11 protein-coding genes and 1 pseudogene are annotated in these 17,335 nt (G+C 71.4%); 5 read left to right on the forward strand and 7 right to left on the reverse strand.

The window, feature by feature from the left end; genetic code table 11:
* Positions 1-35: 35 nt before the first annotated feature.
* The 3 genes from KCH48_RS37010 to KCH48_RS37020 form a co-directional block, all read right to left on the reverse strand.
* Positions 36-1,154, reverse strand: coding sequence for an LLM class flavin-dependent oxidoreductase (locus KCH48_RS37010; protein ID WP_210581601.1), 1,119 nt, complete (start codon positions 1,152-1,154; stop codon positions 36-38).
* 123 nt (positions 1,155-1,277) lie between these two features.
* Positions 1,278-2,048, reverse strand: a complete 771-nt coding sequence (locus KCH48_RS37015) for an SDR family NAD(P)-dependent oxidoreductase (RefSeq protein WP_210581603.1) — start codon at positions 2,046-2,048, stop codon at positions 1,278-1,280.
* A 17-nt stretch (positions 2,049-2,065) separates the two neighbouring features.
* Positions 2,066-2,980, reverse strand: a complete 915-nt coding sequence (locus KCH48_RS37020; RefSeq protein ID WP_210581605.1) for a TIGR03619 family F420-dependent LLM class oxidoreductase — start codon at positions 2,978-2,980, stop codon at positions 2,066-2,068.
* 207 nt (positions 2,981-3,187) lie between these two features.
* Between KCH48_RS37020 and KCH48_RS37025 the strand changes: the two genes are divergently transcribed.
* On the forward strand, positions 3,188-8,365 hold the full coding sequence (locus tag KCH48_RS37025; protein WP_210581607.1) for a hypothetical protein: 5,178 nt from the start codon (positions 3,188-3,190) through the stop codon (positions 8,363-8,365).
* A 6-nt stretch (positions 8,366-8,371) separates the two neighbouring features.
* Here the strand turns inward: KCH48_RS37025 and KCH48_RS37030 are convergent, their stop codons facing one another.
* On the reverse strand, positions 8,372-9,604 hold the full coding sequence (locus KCH48_RS37030; protein WP_246886442.1) for an amidohydrolase family protein: 1,233 nt from the start codon (positions 9,602-9,604) through the stop codon (positions 8,372-8,374).
* 206 nt (positions 9,605-9,810) lie between these two features.
* Here KCH48_RS37030 and KCH48_RS37035 point away from each other — a divergent pair, with 206 nt between their 5' ends.
* Together KCH48_RS37035 and KCH48_RS37040 are read left to right on the forward strand one after the other, a co-directional pair.
* Positions 9,811-12,762: a BTAD domain-containing putative transcriptional regulator gene (locus KCH48_RS37035; RefSeq protein ID WP_210581611.1), complete on the forward strand. Its 2,952-nt coding sequence runs from the start codon at positions 9,811-9,813 to the stop codon at positions 12,760-12,762.
* Between the two features lie 207 nt (positions 12,763-12,969).
* A complete protein-coding gene (locus KCH48_RS37040; RefSeq protein ID WP_210581614.1) occupies positions 12,970-13,176 on the forward strand; it encodes a hypothetical protein in 207 nt (68 codons plus the stop codon).
* 104 nt (positions 13,177-13,280) lie between these two features.
* Here KCH48_RS37040 and KCH48_RS37045 read toward each other — a convergent pair whose 3' ends face one another.
* Entirely contained in the window at positions 13,281-13,619 is a 339-nt protein-coding gene (locus tag KCH48_RS37045) for an XRE family transcriptional regulator (RefSeq protein WP_210581615.1), read from the reverse strand.
* A complete protein-coding gene (locus tag KCH48_RS43035; RefSeq protein WP_282615233.1) occupies positions 13,616-13,747 on the reverse strand; it encodes a hypothetical protein in 132 nt (43 codons plus the stop codon). The genes KCH48_RS37045 and KCH48_RS43035 overlap by 4 nt, the downstream gene beginning before the upstream one ends.
* A 66-nt stretch (positions 13,748-13,813) precedes the next feature.
* On the opposite strand from KCH48_RS43035, the gene KCH48_RS37050 reads away from it, so the two are divergent.
* Positions 13,814-15,232 (forward strand): O-antigen ligase, encoded by a 1,419-nt coding sequence (locus KCH48_RS37050; RefSeq protein WP_210581617.1) that lies wholly within the window; start codon positions 13,814-13,816, stop codon positions 15,230-15,232.
* Here the strand turns inward: KCH48_RS37050 and KCH48_RS37055 are convergent.
* Positions 15,192-16,754, reverse strand: coding sequence for a FadD3 family acyl-CoA ligase (locus tag KCH48_RS37055; RefSeq protein ID WP_307841053.1), 1,563 nt, complete (start codon positions 16,752-16,754; stop codon positions 15,192-15,194). The genes KCH48_RS37050 and KCH48_RS37055 overlap by 41 nt on opposite strands.
* Positions 16,755-16,851: 97 nt before the next feature.
* Between KCH48_RS37055 and KCH48_RS37060 the strand changes: the two are divergent.
* Positions 16,852-17,335 (forward strand): annotated as a pseudogene (locus KCH48_RS37060) (hypothetical protein); the annotation flags it as partial.

Consider the following 17,335-nt stretch of genomic DNA (forward strand, 5'->3'; position numbering starts at 1 on the left):
ACCAGCCCCAACGGACCCGCAGACGCCAACGAACCTCAGGCAGCCCTACGGAACCGCGTAGTCCGATGAACCGGATCCGTATCGATCTTCGGAATCACGTGCTCCCCAATCAGCCGAATCGTCTGCAACGTCTCCTCCTTCGGCACCCCCACCGGCAACCCGAAGCTCAACTGATCCGCCCCCGCCTGCTCCCACCGCTTGCACTGCGTGAGCACCTCATCCGGATCCCCGCAGATCAGCAGCTCCTCCTCGATGAGGACCTCGACGAACTCCGCGGTGTACTCAGGCAACGTCTCCGGCCACACCGGAAACCCCTCCGGCCGCGGAAACGTGTCGTGGTACCGGAAGACCAGCGACGGCAGATAGTGCAACCCGCCATTGACGGCAATCTCGATCGCCTCGGCATGAGTAGGCGCACAGATCGCCGTCGTCGTCACCATCACGTTGTCGTTGACGAAGTCCCCGATCGGCTCCGCGTCCACGACAGCCGTCTTGTACTGCTCCAGCACCCACTCCATGTCGGAGACCTTCTGCACGCTGAACCCGAGCACACCGAGCCCCTTGCGGGCGGCCATCGCATACGACGGAGGAGAGCCCGCCGCGTACCACATCGCGGGGTGGGACTTGCCGTACGGCTTCGGCAGGATCTTCCGCGGCGGCAGCGACCAGTGCTTGCCCTGGAACCCGGCGTACTCCTCCTGGAGCCACATCTTCGGGAACTCGGCGATGGTCTCTTCCCAGATCTCCTTGGTGTAGTTCATGTCGGTGATCCCGGGCAGGAACCCGAGGATCTCGTGCGACCCGGCGCCCCGCCCGCTGCCGAACTCGAAGCGGTTCTGGGAGAGATGGTCGAGCATGGCGACCTTCTCGGCGACCTTGACCGGGTGGTTGACCTGGGCGAGGGGATTGAAGATCCCGGAGCCGAGATGGATGCGCTCGGTCGCGTGGGCGAGGTACCCCAGGAACACGTCGTTGGCGGAGAGGTGCGAGTACTCCTCCAGGAAGTGGTGCTCGGAGGCCCAGGCGTACTTGAAGCCGGACTTGTCGGCCTGGATGACGTACTCGGTCTCCTCCATCAGCGCCTTGTGCTCGGCCAGCGGGTCGGTCTCGGCACGCTTGCCCACATATCCCTGTACAAAGAGCCCGAATTCCAAGGAGGTTCACCGTCCCCGGTCTGGAGTGCTGGATGATCTGAATGTGAATCTGACGAATCTGATGGATCGTCAGATCGCTGACTGTGGCACCGTACGCATGAAGCGTCAATACCTGACGGTCAGTCAGACGACCGAGACCCCCGCGAGCCACCCACCGTCGATCACGAACGGCTGCCCCGTGATGTACGACGAGTCCGCGCACGTGAGGAACAGCGCCAGCCGTGCCACCTCCTCCGGCCGCCCGATCCGCCCCAGCGGCACGAGCTTGCGGTAGAGCCCGTCGAGCGCCTCCGTCATCTCCGCGGCGTCCGCGTTCGGGTCCAGCTGGGCCGGGTTGGACATCGCCGTGTCGATGGCGCCGGGGCACATGGCGTTGACCCGGATGCCCCGGTCGGCCAGCTCCAGCGCGGCGACGCGGGTGAGGCCGAGGACGGCGTGCTTGGTGGCGGCGTAGGCACCGACCGCCGCCATGCCGGTCACGCCGGTGTAGGAGGCGGTGTTGACGATCGTGCCGCCGTCGGCCAGTTCGGCGGCCACCGATTTGATCCCCAGGAAACAGCCGACCTGGTTGACCCGTACGACCTGCATGAACTCGTCGAGCGGCGTGTCCGCGAGCGTGTTGAAGCGCAGGATCCCGGCGTTGTTGACCAGCCCGTCGAGATGGCCGTACGTCTCCTTCGCGGCGGTCACGGCCGCCTGCCAGTCGGCCTCCTCGCCGACGTCCAGATGGACATACGTCGCCCCGATCTCCTTGGCGAGGGACTCCCCCTGGTCGTCCAGCACGTCGGCCACGACGACCGCCGCGCCCTCCGCCCTGAACAGCCGGGCCTCCTGCTCGCCCTGTCCGCGCGCCGCGCCGGTGATGATGACGACGCGTCCGTCCAGCTTGCCCATGGCGTCTCCTCGGATCCTCAGAGGTGGGGTGCTACGTCGGCGCCGAACGCCGCGATCTGGTCGATGAGTTCGCCGCGGCCCCGGCTGCGGAACCGCACCTGGATCTGGTCCACGCCCATCGCGCGGTAGGCCCGGAGGGACTCGGCGAGGGCGTCGGGAGGGCCCGTGAGGGTACGGCGCCCGACTTCCCAGGTAGGCGTCCCGACGTACAGGGGCTCGGCGATGGCGCCGATGACGAAGGGACCCTGGATACCGGCCTCTTCACGGAGCCGCCTGATCCGGGCGATCTGTTCCGGCAGCCGGTCTCGTGGATCCCCCTGCGGCAGCCACCCGTCCCCCTTCAGCGCCGCCCTGCGCACGGCGGCCGGCGACGATCCGCCGACCCAGACCGGGACGTGCTCCTGGGCGGGGCGCGGACGCTGCCCGAGCCCCTCGAAGTCGTACAACTTGCCGTGGTGCTCGGGGAATTCGTCGGGGCCGAGGGCGGCGCGTAGGGCGTCGATGGTCTCGTCGAGTACCGCGCCCCGGTGCTGGAAGTCGACGCCCAGCGCCGAGAACTCCTCCTCCACGTGCCCCGCCCCGACCCCGAGGATCAGCCTGCCGCCGGAGAGGTGGTCGAGGGTCGCGTACTGCTTGGCGGTGAGCAGGGGGTGGCGCAGGCCCACGACCGCGACATGGCTGAGGAGCCGTACGTGCCCGGTGGCCGCCGCCAGGTACGCGAGCGTGGCGACGGGGTCGTACCAGACCGTGCTCATCGCGGGCGCGAGACGGCGCGGGATGGCCACGTGGTCGCAGCAGGCGACGTAGGAGAAGCCCGCGCGGTCGGCGGCCCGGGCGATGGCCACCAGGTCGTCGGGGCCGGCGGCTGATTCCCAGGGCTCGGTGTAGAGGGTGCTCTGGGACTGGACCGGGAGCTGGATGCCGTAGGACACGCTGGTCCTCCATTATCTGACGGGTCGTCACATGCATGGTGGGAGCTGATGGACCGTCAGGCAAGGGGTCGGCTGCAAAGAGGTGCCGGAGTCCTAAATGGCCCCTGGATGTACTGGAGTTGGCGCACCGGTGCAGCACGAGCGGCAACTGTGCCAGGAGTGCGCGGAGTGATCTCGAACCGTCTCCGCGCTGGCTACGTTGAGGCCGTGCGGACTCAGCAGCAGCCGGTCAGCGGCAGAACCGGCGACTCCCAGCAGTCGTCCCAGGCGCCCCGCAACGCCAGGCCACCCGTCTCCGGCGCCGCTCCCCCCGCCCTGCTCGGACTCCAGCGGTCCGCGGGCAACGCGGCCACCTCGCGGGCGGTGCAACGTGCGCGGAACGGGAGTGCCCGGACGGAGTTGCCCGCTGTCGACGAGAGCCCGGAAGTGGAGTTCGAGCTGCCGTCGTACCTGATGAACCTCCAGGCGGGCGGGCTCTCCTCGACGTACGGACTGACCGGGCACGAGTTCGTGCGGCATGCGGTGTCCGCGGTCGTCGGGCACGCCGATGGGACGGTCGCCGACATCGCGGGCGAACTGACCGGACGGCCGGAGAGCTTCTTCGGGCAGGGTCGTGCCTTCGCCGTGGAGGGCCGTACGGGCGAGGAGTGGTGGGACATCACCGTCGCCATCTCCCGGGCCCCCGACGACAGGCCGCCCGTCTTCCAGCAGAACGACCTGGCCGACGCCTCGCCGGAGACGGTGACGGAGACCGACGGTGTGCCCAAGGCCCGGCTGGATGACCCCGTGGGCAAGGACACCAAGCTCGACGTCCACCACAACACGGCCGCCACGGCCAGTTCCCAGGCCGGCGGGAACTCCAGCCACGGCGCCGGAGGCCTCGCCTTCGGGCTCGTGCCCGTCGTGCCCGGTCTGTGGCTGGGCGGCGCCGGCATGCTCAACGCGCAGCCCTGGCACTCCTCCCGGGAGTCCCGCCACCAGCGGAACGTGGCCGAGCCGCGGGTGCTGCGGAGCAAGGACGGCACGGTCGAGGTGCGGCGCAAGGTGCGTTTCGAGGTACGGGCCAAGCTGCGCGGCGGCACCGAGGACGCGCAGACGTTCGGCGGCTCCGGCGCGCTCAGCCAGCGCGTGCCGACCGAGCATCTGGTCCCGGCCGGCATCGGCGCACCCGCCCCACCGCGGCCCGTGAGCGCGGACACCGCCCGGAACGTCTCGCTCGCCGACTCCCTGGCCCCGGTCGCGGTGGCCGACGACGCCGCCCCGCACGAGGGTGGCGGTGGGCTCTTCGACGCCGTCGCCTCCGTCCTGCACCCCTCGCTCACCGCACCCGGTGCGCCGGGCCGGAGCCGGCTGTACCGGGCGACCTCCACGGCGACCGTCCTGGAGGACATGCCGCGGCTGCTGCGGGACGGCGTGGTCGGCGAGGATCTGCGTTCCAAGGACGACAAGACAGCGGGCAGTTACCACCTGCGTGCCGCGGTCACCGGCCTCTCTCCGGCCTGGGGCACCGGCGGGACCCAGCTGCGCACCCACCAGCAGAGCCAGACGTCGGTCACGGAGAGCGCGGGCAAGGGGCGGTCCGTCGCGGGCGGTGTGGGCCCGGCGATCGGCGTCGGCGCGGTGGCCAACGCGGCGGTCGTGCGGGGCACCGCGATGCCGGTCGGCGCCGCCCGCAAGGCGCGCTTCACCACGACCGAGCAGAGCGTCACCAGCCGGCAGGGCGCGGAGGTCCGAGGCGAGAAGGCCCTCTACGCCGGGACGGTCGTCTTCACCGTGGAGGGGACGGGCCCGCGGTCGGCCCAGGCGATCCTGGACCCCGCCACCCGGGTCGCCCGGCACTCGATGAACGTGTGGATCAGCCTGCGGGCCGACGAGGCGGCGTCCTTCGGGCTGCCGCTGCCGCCCGGCATGACCGCCGAGGACTTCGTCCAGAAGCCGACGCGCGTCGACGAGAACGGCGAGGAGCAGGAGGTCGAGCGCCATCTTCCCTACGACGGGAAGGGCGCCGGCGTCGCGCTGAGCCGGGTCGACACCGGGCCCATGCTTCGGGCGGTGCGCGAGCTGTTCGCCACCGATCCCCGGCTGGCCGGTTACCTCCCCGCCTTCGGCACCGCCGCGCCGGCCGGTCAGGTCAGCGACGAGGAGCAGGAGGCCCAGCGGCACAACTACCGCGAGCTGATGACCGCGCTGTCGGAGACCAACCTCCGCGTGAACAAGGACCAGTTGCTGTCCACCGGCATCCGGGTGCGGCTGCGCCGCAAGACGACCATGCACTCCCACGACGTGCAGCTCCTCGTCAAGGGCAGGCTGAGCGACACCGCCTACGAGGGCGACATCAAGGACTGGTCGGTGCGCGGCCACTCCGGCGTCACCGGCAACGCCCAGAGCGGGCGCAGCAGCCAGCGGTCGATCGGCGGTCTGGTGCTCGGCCAGGCCCGGATCGTCCCCGGCGTCCTGACCGGCTCGGCCCGCTACGAGCGGCACAGCACCGGCGCCCACCGCAACCAGGCCGGCACGACCGGCCGTACGGACGTCGTGGCCAACGGCTCCGACACGGCCAGCGCCTTCCGGGCCGCCCTGCAGCTCGACGTGGAGGCCACCATGACCTCCCGGCCCCGCAAACTCGCCCGCGGCATCACGCCCGGTAAGCCCGGCCGGGACGTGCCGGAGGCCGAGCTCGTGACGTACATGAACATGGGCAGCCAGGACGTACGGCTGACCACGCCGACGGAGTTCACGGTGGACCGGGAGGGGAAGGACCGGCTGGACGCGGTCGTCGGGGGCCGCGGGGAGCCGGCGCCCGCCACCGGCAACGTGGCCGCCGAGGGCATCGGCGACCTGGCCACGCTCGTCCCGCAGCCGGCCACCGGGTCCCTGGTGCGGGACTGGCAGCTGGTGGAGACCGTCGAGGCGGCGCCCGTCCGGGAGTTCGCCTTCGCGCTGCTGTCCAAGGCCGCCGCCCGCAACAAGACCCTGCGCGAGGACCCGGCGCTGGCGACGGAGGGGCTCGCACCACGGCAGGCGATCGAGGAGCGGTTCGGCGAACGGGCGGTCCAGGGGGCGCTGCGGCAGGCCGCGTCCTCCGGCTGGGTGGTGAAGAACCTCCGCTATCCGCGCCGCCTCGCGGCCCTCAAGGGCGCGGTCGGCACCCGGCTCGCGCTGGCCAACCCGAAGTTCGTGCACCGGGGCGCGGGCCCGGGCACCGAGACCTTCGTGCTGGGCGGCCACCAGTCCGGGGGGCAGGCCGGCGAGGGCACCAGCAGCAGCTGGCAGTTCGGCGTCATGGGCTCGGAGCAGGGCAGCTTCTGGCGGGCCGGTCAGGGCCTGACGGCGATCCGTACGTCGAGCGAGGGCGAGGCCCGGTCCCAGGCCGTGTCCGGCACGGTCGAGCGCAACGCCCACACTCCGAAGAAGGCCCCCCTCTATCTCGTCCAGTGCGATGTGCTGGTCGACATGATCGCGGAGGTCAAGGTCACCGGCGGCGGCCCCTACGTCGCGAAGGGCGCCCAGACGCTGCCCGCCGCGGCCGGCGTGTGGCTGACGGAGGCGCAGCTGCCGGCGGAGATCCGGCGGGAGCTGGGGCTGGACGCCTCGGCACCGGCCAAGGCGTCCGGCGGCGGACAGGAAGAGAGCCCGGCGGAGAGTTCCCGGACGGCCGCCGAGCGGGCCGGGGCGGGCACGGAAGGCGCGTCCTCGTCGGCGGCCGGCACGTCCTCGTCGGCGGCGCCCGTCGGCACCGGGATGGCCGCCGAGCGGACCGCCACGGAGACCTCCGGCGCGTCCTCGACCGCGGCGCCCGCCAGCCCCGGCCCGTCGCTCCGCCGCGAACTGCCGCTGGGGTTCGGCATGATCGAGGATCTCCCGGACTTCGTACCGCTGCTGGCCCAGCTGCGGTCGCGTCTCGTCGCGAACCGGCGGCAGGGTCTCGCCGACGATCTGCTGCCGCGCCGGCAGCTCGACGACCGCAACGACAACGTGCAGCGGCTGCTGCGGGTCCTGGACCGCGACGGTTCCGCCGGACTGCTGGCCAGTGCGATGGACGGCGGGGTCACCGTCGAGCTGTTCGACGGCCGCAGGACGCCGTACTGGGCCGTGTTCAAGGTCGACCGGGTCGGCGACGGCACGTTCCTGGGCGAGGCGGGCGACCAGCGGGACATGGAGTACATCACCTCGGCCGTCGCCCAGCAGGCCGACTCCCGCGACAAGGGCGTGTTGACGGGCGTCGAGGGCATCCTCGCGGGATCGGGCAAACCGGAGGCGGGGGCCGGGCAGTTGAAGAGCACCGGCGGTGCGGGGGGTCTCGGACTGTCGTCCGGCACCTCGCGGCGCAGCGGTGCCGTGAGCCGGGGCCAGCTCGGTATGAAGACGGTCGCGGAGGCGGGCGCGGCGCCGTCGTCGAAGATGCGGGTGCCGGTCCGGGCGAGCCTGGAGCTGTACCGGGGCAACTCCCGGGTGGCGCTGGCCCTGCTGGACAATCTGGCGCTGACCCATCGCGTCCTGAACGCGGACCTCAAAGCCCTCTCCCACGTGGAGCTTCCGGCTCAGGACGCGGCGCTCGTCGCCGGGGGCGGCTCGCGTGACGACGGCTCGGTCGGCCTGGACGGCTGGCGTGCGGGCGGAGTGCGGCTGCCGCTGGAGGCGCAGGTCAACGGCTTCCAAGGGGCGCCGCAGGTGCGGCAGTTGGTGACGGACGCGGTCCGGCGGGCGGGCGGCGGCGACCGGTTCCGCGACAAGGGGCAGGCCGCCGCGTATGCCCTGAACGAGGCGGTCTCCACGGAGTGGTTGATCGCCGCGCTGCCGCTGCTCACCTCCGCCGGCGTCGACCTGCCGCCGGTGCACGCCTCCGGCGCGGAGGGCCAGAATCTGAACGCCTCCCTGCACGCGCGGCTGCGCAACGGCCTGGTGCTGGGCGTCGGCGACAAGATGACCTTCGAGACGATCGGCCAGAGCGATCTGGACGCGCCCCGCCCGACCCAGGAGGACGGCCAGAGCTCCACCGACCGCAGCAGGGCGGCCCGCCCGATGTTCGGCGCGGGCCTGCTCAACGCCGACCAGTTCCGCCTCAACCAGCTGATGGGCAACACGGGCGGCTCCGGCGGCGCGACCGACGCCACGGCGAACTCCTCCGGTTCGACGCCGATGCACAAGCCGAAGACGAAGTCCGTGCTGGTCCAGTTCACGCTGGACGTCAGGGTGGTGGCTCAGGTGACCAACCGGGTCCGCGGCGGCCGTACGAGTACGGCCGTACGGGAGACGACCCTGGCCCGCCCGGTGGTGGTCCGCATGCCGGAGCCCGTGGTCCGCCGGATGCTGGCCACCCAGGGCAACCAGCTCTCCGTCCGTCGCACGCCCAGGATGTCGCCGTCGGCACGGACCGGTCCGTGAACCGGCTCAGGGGCCGGCCCACAGCCCGTCGTCCGTGAGCCCCAGCAGCTCGATCGCGTTACGCCGTACGATCCGCTCGACGACGTCCGCCTCCAGGTGCCCCATCTGTGTCTCGCCGACCTTGCGGGACTCGGGCCAGGTGGAGTCGGAGTGGGGGTAGTCGGTCTCGTAGAGGACGTTGCCGACCCCGATGGCGTCGAGGTTGCGCAGCCCGAAGGCGTCGTCGAAGAAGCAGCCGTAGACATGCTCGGCGAACAGCTCGGACGGCGGCCGGTGCACCTTGTCCGCGACCCCGCCCCACCCCCGGTTCTCCTCCCAGACGATGTCGGCGCGCTCGAGGATGTACGGGATCCAGCCGATCTGCCCTTCCGCGTACATCACCTTCAGCCCCGGGAAGCGCTCGAACTTGCCGCTCATCAGCCAGTCCACCATCGAGAAGCAGCAGTTGGCGAAGGTGATGGTGGAGCCGACGGCGGGCGGCGCGTCGGCGGAGGTGGAGGGCATACGGCTGCTGGAGCCGATGTGCATGGCGACGACGGTGCCGGTCTCGGCGCAGGCGGCGAGGAAGGGGTCCCAGTAGTCGGTGTGGACGGAGGGCAGGCCGAGGTGCGGGGGTATCTCGGAGAAGGCGACGGCACGCACTCCACGGGCCGCGTTGCGCCGTACTTCCGCCGCCGCCAGCTCGGCGTCCCAGAGGGGAATGAGGGTGAGCGGGATGAGCCGGCCCCGGGCCTCGGGCCCGCACCACTCCTCCACCATCCAGTCGTTGTAGGCCTGGATGCAGAGAAGGGCGAGTTCGCGGTCGCTCGCCTCCGTGAAGGTCTGTCCGCAGAAGCGCGGGAAGGTGGGGAAGCAGAGGGCGGACTGGACGTGGTTGACGTCCATGTCGGCGAGGCGGGCGGGGACGTCGTACGAACCGACGCGCATCTGCTCGTACGTGATGACCTCGAGCTTGATCTCGTCCCTGCTGTAGCCGACCGCCGTGTCCAGGCGGGTGAGCGGCCGGTGCAGATCCTCGTAGATCCACCAGTCGCCGATCGGTCCGTCGTCGCCGCCGGGGGTGCCCATGACGGGCTTGAAGCGGCCGCCGAGGAAGGACATCTCCTTCAGTGGCGCGCGGACTATGCGCGGTCCGATGTCCAGGTATTTCTTCGGAAGCCGGTTCTGCCACACGTCCGCGGGCTCCACGGTGTGGTCGTCGACGGAGATGATCTTCGGAAATGCCGGTGTGGTCTCCATGACGCTCACGGTAGCGCTGATCTGACGACCCGTCAGCTATGCGGTGAGGGGTCGATGGTGGTGGGGTCTGTGCGGAAGTGTGCGGAGAGGGTGTGTGGGCTTTGTGGTATCCCGCGTGCCCACCTGTGATCGTGGCCTCCAGAGCTGACGCATCCGGCATGCACAAGGCAAACTGACCTAGTTGTCGGGTCGGCTAGGGGGACTGCATGGACGGAGTACCGCGGGTGCCTCAGCAGCGGAGTCCAGGTTCCGCCGAGGAGCAGGCGGCGCTGCGCTTCAGCGTGCTCGGACCGGTGCGCGCATGGCGCGGCGAGGAGCAACTGCCCACCGGCTCCCCCCAGCAACGCGCCCTGCTCGCCGCCCTCCTGCTCCGCGAGGGCCGCACCGCGACCGCCGCGGAACTGATCGACGCCCTCTGGGGCGAGGAACCCCCGTCCCAGGCGCTGGCGGCGCTGCGCACCTACGCCTCCCGCCTGCGCAAGGTGCTGACCCCGGGCGTCCTGGCCAGCGAGTCCGGCGGCTACGCGATCCGGGGCCTGCCCGACGGCTCCCTGGACCTCACCACCGCCCAGGACCTGGCGACCGAGGCGGAGAAGGCACGCAACGGCGGGGACCTGTGCCATGCGCGGGAGGTGCTGGGCCGGGCGCTGTCGCTGTGGGACGGAGAGGTGCTGGCGGGGGTGCCGGGCCCGTACGCGGAGGCGCAACGGGTGAGGCTGGAGGAATGGCGCCTCCAACTCCTGGAATCCCGCCTGGACATGGACCTGGAACAGGGCTGCCACGCGGAGAGCGTGTCGGAACTGACCGCCCTGACGGCGGCGCATCCCCTCCGGGAGCGGCTGCGTGAGCTGCTGATGCTGGCGCTGTACCGCTCGGGCCGCCAGGCGGAGGCCCTCGCGGTGTACGCCGACACGCGCCGCCTGCTCGCCGACGAACTGGGCGTGGACCCGCGCCCCGGCCTGCGCGAACTCCAGCAGCGCATCCTGCGGGCGGACCCCGGCCTGGCGGAACCGTCGGCACCGGTGGCCGAACCCCCGGCCGTACCGGTCCGCCCGGCCCAACTCCCCGCGACCGTCCCCGACTTCACCGGACGAGCCTCCTTCGTCTCCGAGCTGAGCGAGGTCCTGGCCTCGGCGGAGGGCCGCGTGATGGCGGTCTCCGCCCTGGCCGGAATCGGCGGCGTCGGCAAGACGACCCTCGCGGTGCACGTCGCCCACCAGGCCCGGACCGCCTTCCCGGACGGCCAGCTGTACGTCGACCTCCAGGGCGCGGGCAACCGGGCGGCGGAACCGGAGACGGTCCTGGGCTCCTTCCTCCGCGCGCTGGGCACCGCGGACTCGGCGATCCCGGACTCGCTGGAGGAGCGCTCGGCGCTGTACCGGTCCGTCCTGGACGGCCGGCGAGTGCTGGTGGTGTTGGACAACGCACGGGATGCCGCCCAGGTACGTCCCCTGCTGCCGGGCATGGAAGGCTGCGCGGCCCTGGTGACCTCCCGGGTCCGGATGGTGGACCTGGCGGGCGCCCACCTGGTCGACCTGGACGTGATGTCCCCCGACGAGGCGCTGCTGCTCTTCACCAAGATCGTGGGCGAGGAACGCGTCGCCTCCGAGCGGGAGGCCGCGCTGGACGTCGTAGCGGCATGCGGCTTCCTGCCGCTGGCGATCAGGATCGCGGCGTCCCGGCTGGCGGCCCGGCGCACGTGGACGGTGTCGGTGCTGGCGGCGAAACTCGGGGACGAACGCCGCCGCCTCGACGAACTCCAGGCCGGCGACCTGGCGGTGAAGGCGACCTTCGAGCTGGGCTACGGGGCCCTGGAACCGGCCCAGGCACGCGCCTTCCGCCTCCTGGGCCTCCCCGACGGCCCCGACATCTCGCTGGCGGCGGCCGCGGCGGTACTGGACCTCCCCGTGGAAGACACCGAGGACCTCCTGGAGGCCCTCGTCGACACCTCGCTGCTGGAATCGGCGGCGCCCGGCCGCTACCGGTACCACGACCTCGTACGGCTCTACGCGCGTGCGTGCGCGGAACGGGACGAGTGGCCGCCGAGCGAGCGGGACGCGGCGATGTCGCGGCTGCTGGACTTCTACCTGGCCACCGCGGCGGGGGTCTATGCGAAGGAGCGCCCCGGGGACCGGCTGGTGGACCACCTGGAGCGGACGGACTACCCCGGGCTGAGCTTCTCGGACCGGCATGCGGCGCAGGACTGGCTGTACTCCGAAGCGCATGCCTTGCTCGCCTTCACCCAGCAGTGCACCGGGAACGCCGTGCTGCGGCGGGCGGTGGACCTGTTGTGGGCGGCGAAGGATCTCGCCGAGTCGGGCGCCAACTCCAAGCAGTACGAGACTGTCGCCTTCACGCTGCGGGGTGCGGCCGACCGGGCCAGGGATCCACGGGCGCTGAGCCGGGCGCTCACGACGCTCACCAATGTCCATCTCGTGGCCGGACGCTTCAGTGAGGCGGACGAAGAGGCCCGGCACGCCATGGAGCTGGCCCACATCGCGGACGACCTGGCACCCAGGTGCTGGGCCGCCAACGACCGCGGCATCATCGCGCTCTACCAGAACCGTTACGCCGACGGTGAGGCGTATCTCCGGCAGGCCATCGACAGCTTCCGCCAGGACGAGAACCTCGCCGGGGAGGCCAGCGCACTCTGCAACCTCTCGCGCATCCGCCTCGCCCTGGGCCGGGTCGGCAGCGCGGTGGAACTCGCGCAGCAAGGCATCGCCATCTACGACCGCCTGGGCCACACCCTCCGGGGCGCCAACGGCCGCTACGCCCTGGGGATGGCGCTGACCGGCCAGGGCGGACTGAGCGCGGCGGTCGACCGGCTCACCGAGGCCCTGGAGGTGTTCCGCGACAGCAGGCAGCGGCTCTGGGAGGGGATGACGCTCTTCCGGATGGCCGAAGCGCATCTCGCGGCACGCAAGCCGGCCGAGGCCGCGGCTCTGGCGGAGCAGGCCCAGGCCGTCCTGCGCGGCATCGGTGGCGAATGGCGCCGGGGCAACATCCTGACCGTCCTCGGCCGCGCCCTGAGCGACCTGAACCAGACCGGCCGGGCGCGCGCCTGCTGGCAGGAGGCCCTGTCCATCTACGACTCACTGGACTCCCCGGAGGCCGCCGACGTACGGCTCCTGCTCAGCCCGGCGGCGGCCGCCTGAGCTTGTCGTTCAAGGTCCGGCAGAGCGTTCATCGTTCGTTTATCGCGCCACGGCAGTCTGTGCCTTGTCGATCCGTCGCGTCGGGGGGCAGACGGGTCAGCGGTGATCATCACCGCTAGGGTGTACGACCCTGACATGCCCGTCCGGCGGCCCGCGGGGGAGTTGCCGGACGGGCATCGCCCATCGATGAAGGGGAGTTGCCAGTCCATGAGCGATGCCAAGAAGGACACCGTGGTCAAGCCGCTCGACAACCACGCCACGGATGTCACCACACAGGACAACCACGCGACCGACGAAGAGATCACCACGCTCGACAACCACGCGACGGGCGGCACCGTGAAGCCGCTCGACAACCACGCGACGGGCGGCACGGTGAAGCCGCTCGACAATCACGCGACGGGCGAAGAGGCCTGAACAGACCAACTCCACACGGGGATCGGCCGCGGCGGCGCGGAGGGGATGCCGCCGCGGCCGAAGCATGCGTCAGGCACTCACCAGGCCACAGCTCGTCGTCAGTCTCAGGCGACCGTGTACTGAGTGTCCCCGAAGTCCGCGACCACCCGGAGTTCTCCGCCCAGTGCCCGTACGTAGGAGCGCAGGGTTGCCACCTCGGTGCGGTCGATCTCGCCGTGCTCGATCGCCGAGATCCGGGGAGTGGAGACGCCCATCGAATCCGCGATCTCACGCTGCGTGAGGTCCTGGTCGCGGCGGAGTTCCGCCAGCTTGTAGGCGCGGATCTCGGCGTACAGGCGGTCCATGTCGGCTCGCTTCTCCTCAGCGGTCCGCACCGGCAGTCCGGCTGCCCTCCGCTGCTCCTCGACCCGACGCTTGACTTCCTCCCAGCTGACGGTGCTCATTCGTACTCCCTCGTGTCCAACTCGGCGATGTGGTCGCGGTAGCGCTTGTCTGCTATCGGGATGCCGGCGTCGTACCAGCCGCTCCAGTTGCCCAACGAGGCGGCGAGCGCGCCGGCCACCATCCCCACACCCGCTCCACCCCGTTCGCCCCTTCGACACCCCCCGTACTCCCCTCACCGCCAGGCTCAGGTGTCATGGCATACGACCGGACGACGGCAACGCCAGGCCAGGGGCTGCCGGGGGCCTTTCAGAAGTTCGTGCAGTTCGTGCCGCTCGGTGTGGTGGCCGTCATCCTGGTCGACGCGGCGACGGACTTCTTCCCCGACGATCCGCTCGTCGGGATCGTGACCCCGCTGCGACTGCTGGTCGTCGTCGGGTTCGTCGCTCTGCTGCTGCCCGGTCCGACGCGGGCCCGAATACGGGACTTCCGTACCCGGCTCGACATCCCGATCGGCGTGCTGGTGCTGGCCGCGACCGCGTCCACCGTCCACGGCGGACAGCCGACCGCCCCACTCCGTGGTCTGGTCACGGTGCTCGCCTGCTATTACCTCGTCGTCGGATTGCGCCGCACGCAGCCGGAGTCGTGGCGGGCGATCGGGCTGCTGGTGCTGGTCGGCGTGGGGGCCGCCGCAACCGCCGCCTTCTCGCAGTTCACGAATGACACGCCGACCGGCTTCTGCCGTACCGGGCTGCTCACGGACATCTCGTGCGACGACACCGGCGGCGACGTCCTGATCCGGGCGATCGGCACCTTCGCCAACCCCAACCTGCTCTCCGCCTTCCTCGTCCTGCTGGTGCCGTTCGTGCTGCTCGCCGCCGTCTCCGTCGACGAGCGCACCGCCCGTACCGCCGTGGTCCTCGTCGGTGTCGTCGCGTACGGGGCGCTGCTGACCACCTTCTCCCGCGCCGGGTATGTCGCGGGCGCCGCCGGCCTGCTCGTCCTCGCCGGTGCCTACTGGCTCGCCCCCCGCCTCGCCGACCGCGCACAGCGCCGGATCGTCGCCACGCTCGGGGCGCTGGGGCTGGCCGCCGCCGCTGCCGCGATCTGGGCCGTGTCGCAGGCCGGGAACTCCCTCGGCGTCCGCGGGCAGGCCTGGGACGCCGCGCTCACGCTGGCCGAGGAGAACCCCCTCGGTGTCGGCCTCGGCCGCGCCGGTGCCGTCATCTCCGCGACCGCCCCCGGCGACCGTGTCTTCGTGCACGCGCACAACATGTGGCTGAACTGGCTCGTCGAGACGGGCGCCCTCGGTCTGCTGGCGATGCTCGCCGTGACCGTCGTCGCCTGGCTGCACGCGGCCCGTATCGCCCGCGCGAAGTCGGTCCTCGGCACCGTCGGACTGGCCTCGCTGACCGGGTTCTTCCTGATCGGCATGATGGATCACCCGGCCAACCTGGACCGGATCGACGTCCTGTTCTGGGTCGTCCTCGCCGTCGTCATGGCCGAGACGCCGGACCGGGCGAGCAGCACCACGGCCGGCGCCTCCGGCAACCGGCACCGCCAGAACAGCCAGAACAGCCAGTCACCGCAGCTTCAGCCGCTCCCCGAATCCCGGCCGGAGCAGACGCAGCCCCTCACCCCGATCGCAGCTCGCCCTTCACCACCTTCCCGCTAGCGTTCCTCGGCAGCTGCGACACGAACTCCACCACCCGCGGCACCTTGTAGTTCGCCATCTCCCGCCGCGCCCACGCGATCAGGTCGTCGCCGGTGACCACCGCCCCCGGCCGCCGCACCACGTACGCCTTCCCGACCTCGCCGAGCCGCGCGTCCGGTACGCCGATCACCGCGACGTCCGCCACATCGGGATGCAGGCCGAGGAGTTGCTCTATCTCCGCCGGGTAGGCGTTGAAGCCGCCGACGATGAACATGTCCTTGATGCGGTCCGTGATGCGCAGGTTGCCCTCGTCGTCCAGCACGCCCACGTCGCCGGTCCGCAGCCACCCGTCCGACCCCAGCACCTCGGCCGTCGCCGCCTCGTCCTCGTAGTAGCCGCGCATCACGTTGAAGCCGCGGACCAGGACCTCGCCGGGCTCGCCGACCGGTGCCTCGACGCGCACCTCCGTGCCCGGGATCGCCCGGCCCGAGGTCGACGCGATCACCGGCAGCGGATCTCCCCGCCGGCACATCGTCACGATGCCGCTCGCCTCCGAGAGGCCGTATGCGGTGAGTACGGTCTCGACCCCCAACTCGCCCCTCAGCCGCTCCACCAGGCGCAACGGCACCACCGCGGCGCCCGTCACCACCAGCCGCAGCGCGGACAGGTCGTGCGCGTCCCTCGCGGGGTGGTCAAGGAGCGACTGGTGCAGGGTCGGTGGGCCGGGCAGGACCGAGACCCGTTCCGCCGCTATGTTCGCCAGGGCCGTGTCGACGTTGAACACCGGCTGCGGGATCATCGTCGCGCCGCGCATCAAGCAGGCGATCACGCCGGCCTTGTAGCCGAAGGTGTGGAAGAAGGGGTTCACGATGAGGTAGCGGTCGCCGCGCCTCAACCCGGCGAGATCGCTCCAGACCTCGTACGCCCGCAGCGTCTGCGCATGCGTGATCACCGCGCCCTTGGGACGGCCCGTCGTACCGGAGGTGAAGACGATGTCCGACGGCCAGGAACCGTCCACGGCCGCCGAGCGTGCTCGCACTTCGGAGGGCTCCACTCCCTCGCCGCCGGCCAGGAAGTCCTTCCAGGTGCGGTAGTCGGCGGGGGCGTCGTCCGAGAGCACGACCACCTGCTCCAGCTCCGGCAGCCCCGGCCCCTCCGCGACCGCCCGCCGCAGCGACGCCACGTACGACGTCCCGAGGAACGTCCCCGTCACGAACAGCAGCCGCGCCCCGCTCCTGCGCAGCACATCCGCCGCCTCCATGCCCTTGAAGCGGGTGTTGACGGGGACCAGCACCGCCCCGGCCGACACCGCGCCGAGCGCCGCCACGATCCAGTCGAGGGAGTTCGGGGCCCAGATCCCGACCCGGTCGCCGGGCTCGATCCCGTTCGCCATGCAGGCCGCCGCCGACCGTTCGACGCGGGCGCCCAGTTCGGCGTACGAGATCCGGGTGCGGCCCTCCACCACCGCCTCGTCGCCCGCGTACCGCTCGGCGGCGGACCGGACGAGTCCCGGGATGCTGCTCCACTCCACGTCACCGCGCACAGCACGCCTCCCCAACCTCATAGCTGACTACCCGTCAGATTAGCTGTACTCTGACGACCTGTCAGCAGCCCTTCAGCAGCGTGGAGGTGTGCAGCACATGGCCGGACTCAAGGACGCCACCGCCATCGTCGGCATCGGGCAGACCCCCTTCGCCAAGCACCTCCCCGACGACGAGCGGACCCTGGCCTGCCGTGCCGTTCTCGCCGCTCTCGACGACGCCGGTATCGCGCCCGGCGAGGTCGACGCGCTCGCCTCGTACACGATGGAGGAGACGGACGAGGTGGAGCTGGCGAAGGCCGTCGGGTTCGGCGACCTCACCTTCTTCAGCAAGGTCGGCTACGGCGGCGGCGGTTCCTGCGCCACCGTCGCCCATCTCGCCGCCGCCATCGCGACCGGGCAGGCGACCGTGGGCGTGGCCTGGCGGTCACGCAAGCGCGGGTCCGGCCCCCGCCCCTGGACCAACACCGCCGTACAACTCCCCACCCCCGCCCCCCGGACCCCCCCCCTCCGCCCCCCGCCGCCCCCCCGCCGGGCCGGCCCGCCTCACCCGCGAGACACGCAAGGCGAAGGCGCTGCTGTCC

Source organism: Streptomyces sp. GESEQ-4 (assembly GCF_017948455.1).
GTDB lineage: Bacteria > Actinomycetota > Actinomycetes > Streptomycetales > Streptomycetaceae > Streptomyces.